At 72.5% G+C, this 16,647-nt stretch carries 12 protein-coding genes; 8 read left to right on the forward strand and 4 right to left on the reverse strand.

The features are described 5' to 3' along the window. Nucleotides 1-80: 80 nt before the first annotated feature. Nucleotides 81-302, reverse strand: coding sequence for a hypothetical protein (locus ACGH7X_RS25780; RefSeq protein ID WP_399888495.1), 222 nt, complete (start codon nt 300-302; stop codon nt 81-83). Nucleotides 303-524: 222 nt separating this feature from the next. Here ACGH7X_RS25780 and ACGH7X_RS25785 point away from each other — a divergent pair, with 222 nt between their 5' ends. From ACGH7X_RS25785 to moeZ, 7 genes are all read left to right on the forward strand, one after another. Next, entirely contained in the window at nt 525-1,547 is a 1,023-nt protein-coding gene (locus ACGH7X_RS25785) for an alpha/beta fold hydrolase (protein WP_399888498.1), read from the forward strand. A gap of 8 nt (nt 1,548-1,555) precedes the next feature. Beyond that, the gene (locus ACGH7X_RS25790) at nt 1,556-3,268 is read left to right on the forward strand and encodes a DUF3152 domain-containing protein (protein ID WP_399888501.1); all 1,713 of its coding nucleotides are present in this window, start codon (nt 1,556-1,558) and stop codon (nt 3,266-3,268) included. A gap of 224 nt (nt 3,269-3,492) precedes the next feature. Then, the gene (locus ACGH7X_RS25795) at nt 3,493-5,208 is read left to right on the forward strand and encodes a DUF3492 domain-containing protein (protein WP_399888504.1); all 1,716 of its coding nucleotides are present in this window, start codon (nt 3,493-3,495) and stop codon (nt 5,206-5,208) included. Then, nucleotides 5,205-6,530, forward strand: coding sequence for a hypothetical protein (locus ACGH7X_RS25800; protein WP_399888507.1), 1,326 nt, complete (start codon nt 5,205-5,207; stop codon nt 6,528-6,530). The genes ACGH7X_RS25795 and ACGH7X_RS25800 overlap by 4 nt, the downstream gene beginning before the upstream one ends. A 111-nt stretch (nt 6,531-6,641) precedes the next feature. Next, the gene (locus ACGH7X_RS25805) at nt 6,642-7,703 is read left to right on the forward strand and encodes an NAD-dependent epimerase/dehydratase family protein (RefSeq protein ID WP_399888510.1); all 1,062 of its coding nucleotides are present in this window, start codon (nt 6,642-6,644) and stop codon (nt 7,701-7,703) included. Beyond that, the gene (locus ACGH7X_RS25810; protein WP_399888513.1) at nt 7,691-8,437 is read left to right on the forward strand and encodes a spherulation-specific family 4 protein; all 747 of its coding nucleotides are present in this window, start codon (nt 7,691-7,693) and stop codon (nt 8,435-8,437) included. Before ACGH7X_RS25805 ends, ACGH7X_RS25810 begins: the two co-directional genes overlap by 13 nt. Before the next feature lie 63 nt (nt 8,438-8,500). Then, complete coding sequence (gene moeZ, locus ACGH7X_RS25815; RefSeq protein WP_399888516.1) at nt 8,501-9,679, forward strand: adenylyltransferase/sulfurtransferase MoeZ; 1,179 nt, start codon at nt 8,501-8,503, stop codon at nt 9,677-9,679. A 71-nt stretch (nt 9,680-9,750) separates the two neighbouring features. Here the strand turns inward: moeZ and ACGH7X_RS25820 are convergent, their stop codons facing one another. The 3 genes from ACGH7X_RS25820 to ACGH7X_RS25830 form a co-directional block, all read right to left on the reverse strand. Then, nucleotides 9,751-11,292, reverse strand: coding sequence for an alpha/beta hydrolase (locus ACGH7X_RS25820; protein WP_399897350.1), 1,542 nt, complete (start codon nt 11,290-11,292; stop codon nt 9,751-9,753). Nucleotides 11,293-11,445: 153 nt separating this feature from the next. Next, nucleotides 11,446-12,996, reverse strand: coding sequence for an alpha/beta hydrolase (locus tag ACGH7X_RS25825; RefSeq protein WP_399888519.1), 1,551 nt, complete (start codon nt 12,994-12,996; stop codon nt 11,446-11,448). Nucleotides 12,997-13,110: 114 nt separating this feature from the next. Beyond that, a complete protein-coding gene (locus ACGH7X_RS25830) occupies nt 13,111-15,894 on the reverse strand; it encodes a lysylphosphatidylglycerol synthase domain-containing protein (protein ID WP_399888522.1) in 2,784 nt (927 codons plus the stop codon). Nucleotides 15,895-16,079: 185 nt separating this feature from the next. Here ACGH7X_RS25830 and ACGH7X_RS25835 point away from each other — a divergent pair, with 185 nt between their 5' ends. Next, nucleotides 16,080-16,466, forward strand: a complete 387-nt coding sequence (locus ACGH7X_RS25835; RefSeq protein ID WP_399888525.1) for an MGMT family protein — start codon at nt 16,080-16,082, stop codon at nt 16,464-16,466. Nucleotides 16,467-16,647 lie beyond the last annotated feature (181 nt).

A 16,647-nucleotide genomic window follows, 5' to 3' on the forward strand; every position in this document is an offset into this window, starting at 1 on the left:
TTCAAAAGGGTTCAGGCCGGGCAAAGATCGGCCTCCCTTCCGCCGGGCAGGGCCCCTCCGTCGCCTCGTGACGCCGCGACTCAGCGGTAGTCGTCCTCGTCGTGGGAGACGACCCGGGCCTGTTCGGCCAGGTCGGCCTCGTTGGCGCGGTCCTGCTCGATGTCGGTCAGCGGTTCGTCGCGCTCCTGTCCGAGGTCCGTCCGCTGTTCGTCCGTGTCGGCGTCGGGTGCCTCGACGTCACGCTCCTCCGGATCCGGTGTCTCGTCGTCGAAGGTCTCGGGGTCGGTCGGGTCGACGGTCATGCTGGGCTCCCTTCCTACGAACGTCCCTGGGGTGCAGGGGCCACACGCGGGTGCCCACTTCACGAGCGTAGGAGACACCCGATCCGGACGCCATGCGCCGCTCACGCCCGGTCCTCGTACTCGGGGCACCAGGGCATCCGTACCCGGCCGCCGCACCGCCGCAGCCCTTCCTGTGACGGCGAACACATGAGCCAGTGCGTGATCGTCTCGTAACATTGCCGCATGCCTTCGACCGATCCGCCGTCCGTGCCGCCCGCCAACGTGCTGCCGAGGGTCGCGGCCGTCAAGGTCGCGGACGGCGAGCGGCTCCGATCGGTCCACCTCCCCGGCATCACCCTGACGGTGCGCTCGAGACACCCCGTCCGCGAGGGCCTTCCCCCCGCCCTCTACGTGCACGGCCTCGGCGGTTCCTCGCAGAACTGGTCCGCGCTGATGCCGCTGCTGGACGGCGTCGTCCACAGCGAGGCCCTCGACCTGCCGGGCTTCGGCGACTCCCCGCCACCGGACGACGGCGACTACTCGATCACGGGCCACGCGCGCGCGGTCATCCGCTATCTGGACGCTGCCGGGCGGGGCCCCGTGCACCTCTTCGCGAACTCGCTGGGCGGCGCCGTCGCCACCCGCGTCGCCGCGGTCCGGCCCGACCTGGTGCGGACCCTGACCCTCGTGTCGCCCGCGCTGCCGGAGATCCGGGTGCAGCGCAGCGCCGTACCGACGGGGCTGCTGGCGCTGCCGGGGGTGGTGTCGCTCTTCACCCGGATCACCCGGGAGTGGACCGCTGAGCAGCGGGTCCGCGGTGTGACGGCGCTCTGCTACGGCGACCCGGGGCGCGTGTCGCCGGAGGGCTTCCGCAACGCCGTGGAGGAGATGGAGCGGCGACTGCGGCTGCCGTACTTCTGGGACGCGATGGCGCGTTCCACCCGCGGACTCGTCAACGCGTACACGGTGGGCGGCCAGCACGGACTGTGGCGACAGGCCGAGCGGGTTCTCGCGCCCACGCTCCTGGTCTACGGTGGACGGGACCAACTCGTCGGCTACCGCATGGCCCAGCGGGCTGCCCGCGCCTTCCGTGACTCCCGGCTGCTGACCCTGCCGGACGCGGGACACGTGGCGATGATGGAATATCCGGAGACCGTGGCCACGGCGTTCCGCGAACTCCTCGCGGACACCGGGGAGTCGGCGGTCGGCGAGAGGACCGACGGGATCGTCGACGACGAGCCCGCCAACCAGACCACAGGAGGCTGAGGCGCGACGTGGGACGCCACAGCCGCCGCGGACCCGCCCCCAAGGCCGACGCCGCGGACACCGCCGCCGCACGCGAGAACCGGCCCGGGCGGCCGGACCGCGGCCGTAATGCCGGGCCGCCGCAGCAGGGGCAGCGGGCCCCGCAGTCGGAGCGGCCGCCGCAGCCGGGCGACATGCCCGGCGGGGCGCCCCGTGGGGCACCGGCGCCGGGGCCGGGGCTGGGCCGAGGCCCGGGCGCACGGCACCCGGACGGGACGCCGGCGCGGGGGTTTCCGCGGATGGCGGACGGTACGCCCGCTCAGGGTGTCCCGAGGTTTCCCGGTGGTACGCCCGCCCAGGGTGTGCCCAGGTTTCCCGACGGCACGCCCGCGCACGGTGTGCCCAGGTTTCCCGACGGCACCCCGGCGCACGGTGTGCCGCGGGTTCGGGGCGGTCATCCCGAGCAGCGCGAACCCGGCGGCGGCTGGGGCGAGGTGAGCGGTCGGGGCGGTCCCGGACGCGGTGCCGTGGCGGGCCCGTCCAACGGTGCTCCCGCGTCCTTCGCGCCTTCAGGTCCGTCAGGTCCGTCCGGTCCGTCTGGCCCGCCGGGGCCTTCCGGGCCCCGACCCCCCGGGCCTCCCGGTCGCTCCGCGAGGCCCGGCATGCCCTTCCCGAGGCAGCGGCAGGCGCCCCCGGGAGGGCCGAGGCAGGAGTACCTGGACGCCTTCGGCCACGACGACGACGTCTTCGCGGCCCGACCGCCGCGTCGCGCCCCCGGTCCCGCGCAGCCCACCGACCCGTACGCCTCCGTCACCGACTGGAGTGCCGGCGACGGAGGCGGCGTCGGGGGAGGCGTCGGGGGAGGCGGCACCTCTGCCGACGGTGACGCGGACGCCGACGACGCGCCGCCCACGGGTGAACCCGCCCCGGTCAAGGGATCCAAGGGCCGGGCCTTCACCGGCATAGCCGCGGCCGCCGTCACCACCGTGCTGGCCGTCGTCGTGGCCGGTCAGGTCGCCGACGGGTCGGACGGGGAGGACGTGCGCTCGCAGTCCGCCACCGATCAGGCCCGGGACGCCCACGACTCCGCGTCACGGGCCGAAGGGCGGCCGACGCCCTCCGCGTCCGGGGCCGCGGCGCCGCTGACGTACGAGCAGAAGATGGGCAAGACCTACGCGCTCAGCGCCACGCTCAAGGGCTCCGGGAAGTTCGAGGCGATCCCGGGCATCGCCAAGGCACCCGGGAAGGGACAGAAGTACACCTACCGCGTGGACGTGGAGCAGGGGCTCGGCCTCGACGGCGCGCTCTTCGCCGAGGCCGTGCAGAAGACGCTCAACGACGACCGGAGCTGGGCCCACAACGGCGCCCGCACCTTCGAGCGCATTCAATCGGGGCAGCCCGATTTCGTGATCACGCTGGCCAGCCCCGGCACCACCGCCGAGTGGTGCGCCAAGTCCGGCCTGGACACCACCGAGGACAACGTCTCCTGCGACTCGGCCGCCACCGAACGCGTGATGATCAACGCCTACCGGTGGGCGCAGGGCGCCGAGCCGTACGGCGACGCGATCCACCCGTACCGGCAGATGCTGATCAACCACGAGATCGGCCACCGCATCGGCTTCAACCACGTCACCTGCGACAAGGACGGCGAACTCGCCCCGGTCATGCAGCAGCAGACGAAGTTCGTCGACCACGACGGAATCGACTGCCGCCCCAACGCCTGGGCGTATCCGAACGGTTGACCGGGCAGACCGGTCGGGTCTGGCCCACGCGTCACTCGTGGTGACCCATTGATCTCTTAGCGCGACCGAACGCGCCCCGCACGGGAAAGTTACGACCGTTCACCCCTTTTGGTGGTGCGATGGACAACCGTCCATCGCACCACCTCCTTGTCCGCATACGTTCGTCCCGCTGCGAGCCGCCGGGCCAACGGCGGCTCCCCAAACGGGAGATCGGGGGTGCGCGCGTGCGCATCGGACTGCTTACGGAGGGTGGCTATCCGTATGTGAGCGGTGAGGCCGGGCTCTGGTGCGACCGGCTCGTGCGCGGGCTGGAGCAGCACGAGTTCGACGTCTACGCGCTCAGCCGCAGTGAGCGCCAGGAGGCCGAGGGATGGGTCCCGCTGCCGCCACAGGTCGGCCGGGTACGCACCGCCACGCTGTGGGAAGCCGTGGACGACGGGATCGTCCGCGGGCGGCGCGCGCGCCGGCGCTTCGCCGAGTGCTACGGCGAGCTTGCCGCATCCCTGTGGACCACCGTCCCCGAAGGAGAGGCCGCCCTTGAGGCGGACCGTTTCGCCAACGCGCTGTACGGCCTCGCCGAACTCGCCCGCGACGAGGGCGGGCTGCCCGCCGCACTCCGCTCGGAGACCGCCGTACGCGCCCTGGAGCGCGCCTGTCGCGCGCCCGGCGCCCACCGCTCCGCGCGCGAGGCGCGCGTCCCCGATCTGCTCACGGTCGCCGCGCGCCTCGAACGCGCCCTGCGCCCCCTGTCGCTCGACTGGTACGAGGACGACGACCTCGGCGCGGTGGACCTGTGCCACGCGGCCTCCGGCGGCTCGGCCGCCCTTCCGGGCCTGCTCGCCCGGCACTTCTGCGACGTGCCCCTGCTGGTCACCGAGTACGGCGTGCGGCTGCGGACGCACTACCTCACGGAACCGGATTCCCCGCCCGCGATACGGTCCCTGCTCGCCGCCTTCCACGGGCGGCTGGCCGCCGAGACCTACCGGCGCGCGGCCGTGATCACGCCCGGCAACACGCACGCCCGCCGCTGGCAGGAGCGCTGTGGGGCCGACCGGGCCAAGCTGCGCACGGTCCCCCCGGGCATGGACGCGGCCCCCTTCGCGGAAGCGGGGGAGTCGCCGGAGTGCGCCGACCCGCAGACCCTCGTCTGGGTCGGCCGCGTCGAGCCCGCCAAGGACCTGGTCTCGCTGCTGCATGCCTTCGCGGAGATCCGCAGGGCGGAGCCCGGCGCACGGCTCAGGATCGTCGGTGCCCCCTGCGGCCCCGAGGGTGCGGCGTACCTCGCCCACTGCAAGGGCCTGGCCGCACAGCTGTTCCCCGACGAGGCCGACGGTCCGCACGCGGTCGGCCGCAACCCGGTGTCCTTCGAGGAGACCGGCGGACCCGAACTGCCGTCCCGCGCCGACGCGTACGCCTCGGGTGCCCTGGTGGTGCTCTCCAGCGTCGTCGAGGGTTTCCCGGCCGGGCTCGTCGAGGCCATGTTCTGCGGCCGCGCGACGGTGTCCACGGACGTCGGCGCCGTGGTGGAGGCCATCGGCGGCACCGGACTCGTCGTGCCCCCGCGCAATCCGCGGGCGCTCGCCGAGGCATGCGTCGCGCTGTTGCGCGACCCCGCGCGCCGTGAACGCCTGGGCGCCGCCGCGCGCGCCCGCGCACTGGAGCTGTTCACCGTCGAGCAGAACATCACGGCATTTCACGGCATTTACCTGGAGATCCTCTCGCGCACACCGGTACGCCGCGTCGCCCTCGACGACGCCGGCGAACCCCTGCCCTTCTCCGTACCCGCCGAGGCACACGTTCCGGGCCGCTGGAGCGACCATGCGGCCCGGGTGGCGGCCAGGGGCGGCCCCGGCGCGGCCCGGAGCGGTCCCGGCTGGGCGACGGACGCCCCCGTCCGGGCCACCACCCCGGTTTCGGCGACCGAGGGGGCGGCCCGATGAGCGGCCTCGGCGAACTGGACCGGCCCGAGACTCCCCGCAGCCCGGGTGCCTGGGACGAACGCTCACCCGAGTCCCTGACCGACGCGGCGCCTGACGCGGCACCTGACGCGGCGCCTGACGCGGCGCCTGACGCGGCACCTGACGCGGCGCCTGACGCGGCACCTGACACGGCCGAGTCCGCCGAGTCACGGCCGGGTGAGGGCCGGCGCCCGGCCCGCGAGGGCAGGCAGTCACCGCCCGCCGCGCGCCGCGCCGCCGCGGACCCCGTCAAGGGGTTGATGCACCGGCACCGCGAACTGTGCGAACGCGCGGTGGACCCGCTGGAGATCGCGGCGGGCCTCGAGGCACACGGCGTCACCGACCGGACCGCCGCCCGCTTCCGCCACCGGGACGTCTTCGCCCTCGCGGAAGAGATGTACGCCCGTGTCCCGCGCGACGGCGACATCCCCGCGCGCCCCACGGACCCGACTGCCCCCCGGCCACGTGCCGTCTGGATCGTCGTCGCCCTGCTGCCCGGCGTGCTGTGCGCCGCCGCCGTGGCCGGACTGCGCCTCACCGACGGCCGACCGCGGCTGATCGTGGCCGCCGTCGGGGTGCTCGCGGTGGCCCTGGCCCTCGGCGCCGCACTGCGCCGAGGACCGCTGAGCACCGCGACGCGCACCACCAGCACTTGGACGTGCTGGCTCGTCGGCTACGCCCTCCTTGGCGACGGGCTCCTGAGCACCGCGGTCGGCGGCGGCCCCGACGGGCTGCCCGACGGCACCGCCGACGGTCCGTGGCCCGTCACCGTCGCCCCCGTCCTGGCGCTCGCGCTGTCCTGCGCGCCCGCGGCCGGGTGCGCCCACCTCTTCGCCGTGCGCGCCCGCCGCAAACTGACGTCGAGCCGGGGCCTGGCCGACTTCTCCGCCTCCGTACGCCCTCTGCTGCTCGGCGTGTTCGCCCTGTACACGGGTGTTCTCGGGGCCCTGCTCGCGCTGACCGGCGCGGTGCTCGGCGAGCCCGCCGCGCCTGCCGAGGCCCTCGCTCTGGGCGCCCTGCTCGTGCTCGCCCGTCTGCTCACCGTGCACGGTCACACCCACGCCACCACGCTCGTCCTCACCGCCACGGCCACCGCCGAGGCGGCCGCCCTGGCCACGCTCTTCGCCGGCCGCCTCCCCGGCTGCGGCTTCCTGGCCGCCCCCGTGGAGGCCCTGGTCGCCGTCTGCGGCCCGGCCGGTGTCCCGACGCTCGCCTGCGGCCTCGGCGCCCTGACCCTCCTGGTCCACGCGTGCCGCCGCCTGACCAGGGCCTCGGCCCACGCGTCGACGGAGCGGCCGCGGTGAGCGCGCGCACGGACAGCCCCTCACACGTCCTCATCACCCTCGCATCACCCTTTGAAGGAGCCCCCAGATGACCACCTCCCGACCCGACGCCTCGGCACCGGGAGCCGCCCGATGAGAGTCCTGCTGATCGGAGCCAACGGCTACATCGGCCGATTCGTCGCCGACCGCCTGCTCGCCGACCCCGCCGTCCAGCTCACCGCCCTCGGCCGCGGTGACGACGCCGACGTCCGCTTCGACCTCGCCACCGGCAGCCCCGGCGCCCTCACCCGCTTCCTCGACGCGGTCCATCCCGGTGTGGTCGTCAACTGCGCGGGTGCCACCCGGGGCGGTGCCCGCGAGCTCACCCGGCACAACACCGTCGCCGTCGCCACCGTCTGCGAGGCCCTGCGCCGCAGCGGCTGCGGCGCCCGTCTGGTGCAGGTCGGCTGCAGCGCGGAGTACGGCCCCAGCCAGCCCGGTTCCTCGACCGCGGAGGACGCCGTCCCACGCCCCGGCGGCCCCTACGGCGTCAGCAAGCTCGCCGCGACCGAACTCGTCCTCGGCTCCGGTCTGGACGCCGTCGTCCTGCGCGTCTTCTCGCCCGCCGGTCCCGGCACGCCCGCAGGATCCCCGCTGGGCCGGCTCGCCGAGGCCATGCGCCGCGCGATGCAGTCCGGCGACGGTGAGCTGCGGCTCGGCGGCCTCGGCGCCCAGCGCGACTTCATCGACGTCCGCGACGTCGCCCGCGCCGTGCACGCCGCCTCGCTCTCCGCCGCGCAGGGCGTCATCAACATCGGCTCCGGCCGAGCCGTCCGCCTGCGCGACGCCGCCGCCACCCTGGCCCGGGTCGCCGGCTACGGCGGTGCCCTGCACGAACTCGACGGACCGCCCGGCGCACTGCGGCCGACCATCGGCCACCCCCGCAGCGAATCCGTCGGCCACCGCGTCGACGCCCTCGGCCACCACCGCTCCGACGGCCTCGGCCACCATCGTCCGGAACCCCTCGGACACCGCGGCGACCGCACCGACGGCGAGCAGGCCGCCCCGGTCGCCCACCCCTCATACCCGGACGGCTGCGGCAACTGGCAGCAGGCCGATGTGCGCACCGCACGCGACCGTCTCGGCTGGCGGCCGAGGATCGCCCTCGAGGAGTCCCTGGCCGACATCTGGATGGAGGCGGCATGCCGTATCTGATCCATACCAAGGCGGGCACCGCGAGCACCGGCGTCCGCACCGGCCTCGGTGTCCCGGGACTGGCCCACCCCCTCGTCGCCCCCGACGAATGGGCCGGCCTCACCCGCCCCGGCACCCCACTGCACTGGGTCGTCCTCAACATCGCCGACGGTCCCGGCGCCCATCCCGACCCGAGCTGCCTGGAGGCGGCCGGCCGCCTGCGCAACGCGGGCGTCCGTGTCCTCGGTCATCTCGACGCCGCGTACGGAGCCCGCGGCCTCGGGCAGCAGATCTCCGACGCCCACCGGTATCTCGACTGGTACCAGGTCGACGGCTTCCTCCTCGACCGCTGCCCGTCCGAGCGGGCCGCCCTCCCCGAGGTCCGCCGCACGGTCACCACGCTCCGGACGATCCGTGACGATGCCCACATCGTCCTCGGCCACGGCACCCACCCCTACCCCGGCTACGCCGAGAACGCCGACCAGCTCGTCACCTTCTCCGGCGCGTGGGCCGACTACCGGTGGTCCCAGGTGGCCGAGTGGAGTGCCGACTATCCGCCCGAGCGCTTCTGCCACTTCGTCCACGGCGTCCCTCGCGGGCACCTGGAAGAGGCGCTGCGCATCGCCCGTTGGCAGGGAGCCGCGACGATCTACTTCACCGACCGCACGGATCACGGCCGGATCGACCCCTGGGAGACGATGCCCGGCTACTGGGACGAAATCGTCTCGCGGGTCGGGACGGGTGTCTCGGAATGAAAAAGGCCGTGGCAGTGTTACCGGGAGAACAACCGTAATTACTGACCGACCAACGGAGTCCCCGTGTCGCTGCCACCCCTGGTCGAGCCGGCCGCCGAGCTCACCGTAGACGAGGTCCGCAGGTACTCCCGCCACCTGATCATCCCCGATGTGGGGATGGACGGGCAGAAGCGGCTGAAGAACGCCAAGGTGCTCGCCGTGGGCGCGGGCGGCCTCGGCTCGCCGACCCTGATGTACCTGGCGGCGGCCGGTGTCGGCACGCTCGGCATCATCGAGTTCGACGAGGTCGACGAGTCCAACCTGCAGCGTCAGGTCATCCACAGCCAGGCCGACATCGGCCGGCCCAAGGCCGAGTCCGCCCGCGACACCATCCAGGGCATCAACCCGCTGGTGGAGGTGATCCTTCACCAGGAGCGGCTCGAGGCCGACAACGTGATGGACATCTTCAGCCAGTACGACCTGATCGTCGACGGCACGGACAACTTCGCGACCCGCTACCTGGTCAACGACGCGTGCGTGCTGCTGAACAAGCCCTACGTCTGGGGTTCGATCTACCGCTTCGACGGCCAGGCCTCCGTCTTCTGGTCCGAGCACGGTCCCTGCTACCGCTGCCTCTACCCGGAGCCCCCGCCCCCCGGCATGGTCCCCTCCTGCGCCGAGGGCGGCGTGCTGGGCGTGCTGTGCGCGTCCATCGGTTCCATCCAGACCAACGAGGCCATCAAGCTTCTCCAGGGCATCGGCGAGCCGCTGGTCGGCCGCCTGATGATCTACGACGCCCTGGAGATGACGTACCGCCAGGTCAAGGTCCGCAAGGACCCCGACTGCGCGGTCTGCGGCGAGAACCCGACCGTCACCGAGCTCATCGACTACGAGGCCTTCTGCGGCGTCGTGTCCGAGGAGGCCCAGGCGGCCGCCGCCGACTCCACGATCACTCCCAAGCAGCTCAAGGAGTGGCTCGACGACGGCGAGAACATCGAGCTCATCGACGTGCGTGAGCCGAACGAGTTCGAGATCGTCTCCATCCCGGGCGCCAGGCTGGTCCCCAAGAACGAGTTCCTCATGGGCTCCGCCCTGGAGAGCCTCCCGCAGGACAAGAAGATCGTCTTGAACTGCAAGACGGGTGTCCGCAGTGCGGAAGTCCTGGCGGTCCTCAAGTCCGCCGGCTTCTCGGACGCCGTCCACGTGGGTGGCGGCGTGATCGGGTGGGTCAACCAGATCGAGCCGGAGAAGCCCGTCTACTGACCGGGCCCCGGACCCGTTTCCCGGACGGCGGGGGTTTCGCGCACCGCAGGTGCCCGAAGCCCCCGCCGCCGTCATGAGCAGACCTTGCCGTCCTTCGGCACCGTCCCCTTCAGCAGGTAGGCGTCCACCGCGGAGTCGACACAGTCGCTCCCGCTCCCGTACGCGCCGTGTCCCTCGCCCTTCCAGGTCAGCACCACGCCGACGTCCTTGCCCAGCTCGTCCGCCATCCTGCGGGCACCCTCGTAGGGCGTGGCCGGGTCGCCCGTGTTGCCGACCACCAGGATCGGGGCCGCACCGGGCGCGCTCACCTCCGGAGTGTCGTGCTGACCGGCCACCGGCCAGTCGTGGCACCACCCGGCCGTGTCCCAGCCGAGGAAGGCGCCGAAGACGGGCGAGACCTTCTCGAACCTCGGCAGCAGCTTCCTCGTCTCCTCGACGGTCGGCCGCTGCTTGTCGTCCAGGCACGATATGACCCGCTGCGAGTGGGTCGTCGTGCCGTAGTGCCCCGAGGAATCACGCTCGTTGTAGCCGTCGGCGAGAGCCAGCAGCTCCGATCCGTCGCCCTTCTCGGCCGCCGCCAGCGCACTGGTCAGGGCCGGCCAGCCGCTCTCGCTGTACAGCGGCAGCACGATCCCGGTGAGGGCGAGCGTCTGCGTCAGCTCCCGCCCCGGTGACGACGTCGGCAGCGGTTGCGAGTCCAGCCGGTCCAGCAGGTCGGTGATCTTCCGTGACCCCTGCTCGGGCTCCTGCCCGGTCGACTTCAGGTAGTCGTCCAGCGCGCGCTGGAAACCCCTGGCCTGGTTCTCGGCGTGGCCCATGGTGTCGGCGGCCGGGTCCACGACGGCGTCGAGGATCACGCGCCCCACCTGCTTCGGGAAGAGATGGGCGTAGACACCGCCGAGTTCGGTGCCGTAGGAGATGCCGAAGTAGTGCATCTTCGCGTCGCCCAGGACGTGCCGCATCAGGTCCATGTCGCGTGCGGTGTCCGTCGTCGAGACATGCTCCATGAGCTTGCCGGCGGCCTTCTCGCAGCCCTCTCCGAAGTCGGCGGCGTCCTTCAGATAGGCCTGCTCCTCGGCCGGGGTGTCCGGCGTGGAGTCCACCGACTCGGCGTCCTCCATCGCGTCGTCGTCGCGGCAGCGGACGCCCTCGCTGGCGGCGACCCCGCGCGGGTCCCAGCTCACGAGGTCGTACCGCTCGTGCAGCGAGGAGACGGTGTCGGCGTAGGACGGCATCATGGAGACGCCGGAGCCGCCGGGGCCACCGAAGTTGAACAGCAGGGAGCCGATGGGCTCGTCCCCCGTCGCCCTGGCCCGGATCAGCGCGAGATCTATCGTCTCGCCGTCCGGATCGGACCAGTCCAGCGGCGCCTTGAGCGTGCCGCATTGCCAGTCGCCGTCCGGCGCGGGGGCATCGGCGGTGTCCTTGCAGCGGCCCCAGTCCAGCGTCTGGGACGCCAGCGACTCGGGCACCCCCGACGGTGCCGCAGACGACGGTCCCGCGCTGCTCCTGCCCCCGTCGTCCTTGTCGTCGCCGGACGAGCCGCTGCTGCAGCCCGCCGTCAGCAGTGCGGCGGCGGCCGTCAGAGCCGTCCACCGGACGAGACGCACCATGTCCTGCGCCATGTCCTCTCCCCCCTGGCAAGCCGTCCGCGCCGTGCGGCGGATGGCGGTCATGCCATGGTAGGCGGATCCCGCAGCGCCCGCCGACCCCTGTGGATAACGCTCTGACCTGCCGCTTTGTCTAATCCATGGCGCTGTCGGCGGTCAGGAGCAGACGGTCCCGGCCGCCGGTGCCTTGCCGTCCAGCAGGTAGCCGTGCACCGCGTCCTGCACGCACCTGTTCTTGCTGTCGTAGGCGCCGTGCCCCTGGCCCTTGTAGGTCAGTTCGACGCCGACGCCCTTGCCCAGCGCGTCCGCCATCCTCCCGGCACCCTCGTAGGGCGTCGCGGGGTCGCCGGTGTTGCCGATCACCAGGATCGGCGGCGCACCGGGCGCGCTGACGTCCGGATGGTCGGCGCCGCCGGCGACCGCCCAGTCGGTGCAGCTGAGCATGGACCAGGCGAGGTAGTCGCCGAACAGCGGGGATGCCTTCCGGAACTCGGGCAGCTTGCGTTCCACGTAGGCGGGGTCGTACCGCGGCTTGTCGTCGGCGCAGTTGATGGCGACATTGGCCGCGGTGATGTTGCTGTACTCGCCGTTCTCGTTGCGCCCGTTCAACGCGTCCGACAGCACCATGAGGACCCGGCCGTCGCCGTCGTACGCCTGATCGAGGCCTTCGGTGAGGTACTCCCAGAAGTCCTTCGAGTACAGCGACTGCGCGATGCCGCCGGTCGCGGCGGTCTCGGTGAGTTCGCGGGGGAAGACGCCGGGGATCGGTTCGCGGTCCAGGTCCTTCAACAGCCGTGCGATGCGCGCCTTGACGTCCTCGGCCGTGTCCCCGATGGGGCAGTCCTCGACCTTCGACACACAGTCCTCGGCGAAGTTGTCGAGCGCCAGCTGGAAGCCCTTGGCCTGGCCGAGTGAACCCTGTTCCGCGGTCTGCGTCGGGTCGACGACCGCGTCGAAGACGGCACGGCCCACGTGCTCGGGGAACAGGTGGGCGTAGACGCCGCCGAGTTCGGTGCCGTAGGAGATGCCGAAGTAGTGGAGCTGCTCGTCACCGAGGACCTGGCGCATCAGGTCCATGTCGCGGGCCGCGTCGGTGGTGCGCACGTGCGGCAGGATGTTCTTCGAATGCTTCTCGCAGGCCGCGTTGAACTTCTCCGTGTTGTCCAGCAGCTCGGTGCGCTCGGCCTGGTCGTCGGGGGTGGCGTCCTGCTGGAAGTAGGTGTCGAGCTGTTTGTCGTCCAGGCACTCCACGGGGTCGCTGCGGCCGACGCCGCGCGGGTCGAAGCTGACCAGGTCGTAGCGGGTGCGCAGCTTCGCGTAGTCCTGGCCGAACGCGGGCAGTGTCGTGACGCCCGATCCGCCCGGTCCGCCGAAGTTGAAGACGAGCGAGCCGATCCGCCGGTCCGCCGCGCCGCTGGCCTCGGCCCGGATCAGCGCGAGGTCGATCGTGTCGCCCTTGGGGTCGTCCCAGTCGAGTGGCGCCTTCATCGTGGCGCACTGCCACTCGTCGCCGTCCGGCAGCGGGGAGGGGGCGGCGCCGCCGCCCTCGGCCTCGGACGGTGCCGGGCAGTCCTTCCAGCCGAGCTTCTGGTCCGTCAGGTCCTCGTCGTCCTCCCGCGATCCCCCGCCGCAGCCCGCCAGCAGGGCGGACAGCGTGACGGCGGTGGCGGTCAGGGCGGCGGCGCGCAGCCGGGAGGGATTCGGCATGCCTCCATCGTGCGGTCGCGCCGGACGGTGCGCTCGGGGCAGAGGCCGTACGAGGTACGGCGGGGCCGGGGCGTCAGGGCACCGGTCGCCGGTCGCCGCGAGTGGGAGAGGCCGCTACAGCGCCTCTTTACGCGTCAGGTGGTTGAAGACCAGCCAGCCCGGCAGCACCGGCAGCCACAGGGTGAGCAGTCGGTACAGCAGTACCGCGGGCGCGGCGACCTCCTTGGGGAGGCCGACGGCGATCAGACCGACCGTCAGCGTGGCCTCCACCGCGCCCACACCGCCCGGCGTCGGCGCGGCGGACCCCAGGGCGTTGCCCGCGAGGAAGACGACCGCGACGCTCGCCAGGCTGATGGACGTCGAGTCGTCACCGAAGGCGCGGATCGAGGCGTCCAGGCACATCACGAAACAGGCCGTGAGCAGGAGCATGCCGCCGATGCCGGTGACCAGCTTCTGCGGCCGTTGCAGCACGTCGAGCATGCGGGGCACGACGCCGGCGAAGAGTGACCGCACGCGCGTGACGAGGAATTTGCGCAGGAACGGCACCGAGGTCACCACGAGCACCAGGACCGCCACGGTCAGCAGCCCCGCGATGACCGTCCGGGACGGTGACAGCGACGGCGTCTTCTCGGTGCCGGTCAGATAGCCGAAGGACAGCAGCATCAGGATGTGGCAGCCGAGCCCGAACAACTGGGACGCGCCGACACTCGCCACCGCGAGCCCCGGGCGCACGCCCGCGCGTTGCAGGAAACGGGTGTTCAGGGCGACGCCACCGACCGCCGCGGGGGCGACGATCTTCACGAAGGACCCGGCGACCTGTGCGGCCACGGTCCGCAGGAACGGCACCTTCTCGGGCACGAAGCCCAGCAGGGACATCGCCGCCGCCACGTAGCTCGCCGCCGAGAACAGCACGGCCGCGGCCACCCAGCCCCACTGGGCGTTCGAGATCAGGGGACCGAACTCGATGTGGGTGAGCTGCGTCAGCAGGAAGTAGGCGCCGATCGCGCCGGCGATGAAGCTGATCAGTGTGCGCGGCCGCACCCGCTCCAGGCGGGCCGGTTCGACAGGAGCCTGTGGCCTGATACGCAGCACCGCGTGGCGGATCTGGGTGAGCAGGTCCTCCTCGCGCGCCCCCTCCAGTGCCTCGTCCACGGCCCTCTTCTCGGCCCGTTGCTCGGCACGTGCGGCCTTTTTATCCGGTTTATCGGATTTAGCCGGCTTGTCGGTCTGCTCGGGAGTGGGGCTCGTGTCGTCGCCGACGGCCGCCTCCGCGCGGGCCAGCTTGGCCTGCCGGGACGACTCCAGAACCGCCTCGCGCTCGCGCTGGGCCCGTTCCCGGGCGAGTTTGCGCAGGGTCGCGCGCGTGGAGCGGCTGAGCGCGATGGGCTGGAGCATGGGCAGACAGTCCGCCACGGCGTCGGGGCCGAGGACTCCCACTGCCGACGCGACCGCGCGCTCGGCACCGACCCGCAGGCCGAGCGTCACGAGGAGCTGGGAGATGTCCATGCGTAGCAGCAGGTCGCCGGCCGCGATCTCGCCGATGCGCAGGTCGGTGAGGATCACCGTGCCGGAACGATCCACCAGGATCGCGTCACCCACCAGCCTGCGGTGCGCGATGCGCCGGGACTGCAGGGCCCGTACCTGCTCCCAGGTGTCGCGCAGCAGGTCGTCGGTGATCTCCTCGTCCGCCAACGAGTCCAGGGAACGCCCGCCGGTGTGCTCGTAGACGAGCATCACGGCGTCGGGACCCAGCTCGGACGTCGCGATCAGCTTGGGGGCGTTGGCGCCGGCCGCGATCGCCGCGTAGGCGAGCAGCGCCTCCTGCTCCAGGGCCTGCCGCAGCGAGGGAAGGCTGCTGCGGGTGGCGAAGCCGCGCAGCGTCAGATTGCGCCACGCGCGGTAGAAGAAGCCCTGTGCCTGCTGTTCCCGGTCCACCACCGTCACGTCGAGGGGCCGGCCGTCCTCCAGCGTGACGAAGTAACGGCGGCCGCGGTCACCGGCCTCCGCGTTGTCCGACGGCGCTTCCTGCCGGGCGGCGGTCACCGGGCGGAATCCGACGTGCCGCAGGCCCGCCATCAGCGTCCGTCCGGTGGGGCGGACGTTGGGGGAGCCGACCGCGTACAGCGTTCCGTAGGCGACGGTCCAGCCGATGAGGACGGTCAGGATGATCGAGAACGGCGTCGTGTAGCCGGTGACGAGCATCGAGAAGGCGTCGAGGAGCAGCACGATCCACAGCACCGCGCGCCAGCGGGGTCTGCGGGACATGCCAACGGCCGTCATGTACGCGATGACCGGCGCCAGGTAGCCGTGCACCGGGTCGGTCAGCGCGTGGATGTCGCCCGGCGACGGCTGGGTGAGTGCCTCCTGGATGGAGCCGGGAGCGGCCTTGGCGACCCACAGGTCGGTGGCGAGGGTCACCCCGTGCGCCAGGACCGCCGCCAGTACGCCGTCGGCGATCCGCAGCCCGTCCCGTTTGATCAGCCGCTCGATCGCGAACGCGACCGGCACCAGGAGGATCGCGATGCTGGAGGCCAGTCCCGCGATCTTGATGAGCAGGTCGGGTGCCTGCCCGGTGCCCTTGTTGATGTCCTGTTCGAGGCCCGAGGTGGTGCCGTGCGCGAAGGCGGCGACGGCGAGGAGCACGGCGACGGCGAGCACACCCACCAGGAGGCGCATGAGGTCGGACGGGCGGTGCACGCGCGCGGGGAGCAGCGGTTCGTCGCCCTCCACCTCGTCGATGTGCGCCACGTCGTCGGGGTCGGCGGCCGTCGCTCCCGACGGCGTGGCCGGGGTCGTCCGGTCGCCGGCCTCCCCGTCGCCCGCCTCCGCGGTGTCCGGGCGCGACGAAGCGTCAGAGGTGCCCTCGGCGTCCTCGGGGTGCACACCCTGCTGCTTCATCGCCTCTTCTTGCTCTCGTATCACTGGTCACCGCCCGCACGATGGTGGCATGCCGCGTCGGTCTCGGCAGGCATCAGGGTGCCCGTGCGGGCCGCACAGTCTGCCCGAAGCGCCGCTTCTGGGCGAGGGACGCGCACCGTCGGCCTCGCGTCGCGTTGTCGGTGGGGTGCGGCAGGATGGGGCGGATGAGCGAGCAGAGCCTTCCGGACGGCGTCCGCCCGGAGAACGCGGACGCGCTGCCCGAGTACGCCGAGCGGGTCCTCGACGTGACCGAACTGATCCCGCCGGGCCGCGTCATGACGTACGGGGACGTCGCCGAGTATCTGGAGGAGGGGGGACCCCGCCAGGTCGGCCGGGTGATGTCCCTCTACGGAGGAGGGGTTCCGTGGTGGCGCGTCGTCCGCGCGGACGGGGTCCTGCTCGCGGGGCACGAACTGGAGGCGCTCGATCGCTACCGGGACGAGGGCACGCCCCTGAAGGAGGCGAGCAGAGCCGCCGAGGGGCACCTGCCGCGCCTCGACCTGAAGCGGGCGCGGTGGGACGGCGGCGGACGTGCACAGGGTCACACCTGACAGCTTCCGCCATGCGACCGACCGATGTGTGGCCTGTGATCCGTACGAGGTAAACGGGACACTTCGGGCACGTCCGTGGCATGACGTACGTTCGTGGGGCGGGGGACGTCCGTGCCGCGAGTGATCCGAGGGAAGAAGAGGAAGCGCCGCTTCCGTCTCGTTCGTCGGCGTAGCGTCGGCC

This window comes from Streptomyces sp. BBFR51 (genome assembly GCF_044591655.1).
In the GTDB taxonomy this organism is placed as follows: Bacteria; Actinomycetota; Actinomycetes; order Streptomycetales; family Streptomycetaceae; genus Streptomyces.

Excerpts from the sequence above, each read along its gene's own strand:
- ACGH7X_RS25835 (WP_399888525.1), top strand. The coding sequence starts at position 16,080 with ATGAGCGAGCAGAGCCTTCCGGACGGCGTCCGCCCGGAGAACGCGGAC.
- ACGH7X_RS25820 (WP_399897350.1), bottom strand. The coding sequence starts at position 11,292 with ATGGTGCGTCTCGTCCGGTGGACGGCTCTGACGGCCGCCGCCGCACTG.
- ACGH7X_RS25805 (WP_399888510.1), top strand. The coding sequence starts at position 6,642 with ATGAGAGTCCTGCTGATCGGAGCCAACGGCTACATCGGCCGATTCGTC.
- ACGH7X_RS25780 (WP_399888495.1), bottom strand. The coding sequence starts at position 302 with ATGACCGTCGACCCGACCGACCCCGAGACCTTCGACGACGAGACACCG.
- ACGH7X_RS25800 (WP_399888507.1), top strand. The coding sequence starts at position 5,205 with ATGAGCGGCCTCGGCGAACTGGACCGGCCCGAGACTCCCCGCAGCCCG.
- ACGH7X_RS25810 (WP_399888513.1), top strand. The coding sequence starts at position 7,691 with ATGCCGTATCTGATCCATACCAAGGCGGGCACCGCGAGCACCGGCGTC.
- ACGH7X_RS25830 (WP_399888522.1), bottom strand. The coding sequence starts at position 15,894 with ATGAAGCAGCAGGGTGTGCACCCCGAGGACGCCGAGGGCACCTCTGAC.
- ACGH7X_RS25785 (WP_399888498.1), top strand. The coding sequence starts at position 525 with ATGCCTTCGACCGATCCGCCGTCCGTGCCGCCCGCCAACGTGCTGCCG.
- ACGH7X_RS25825 (WP_399888519.1), bottom strand. The coding sequence starts at position 12,996 with ATGCCGAATCCCTCCCGGCTGCGCGCCGCCGCCCTGACCGCCACCGCC.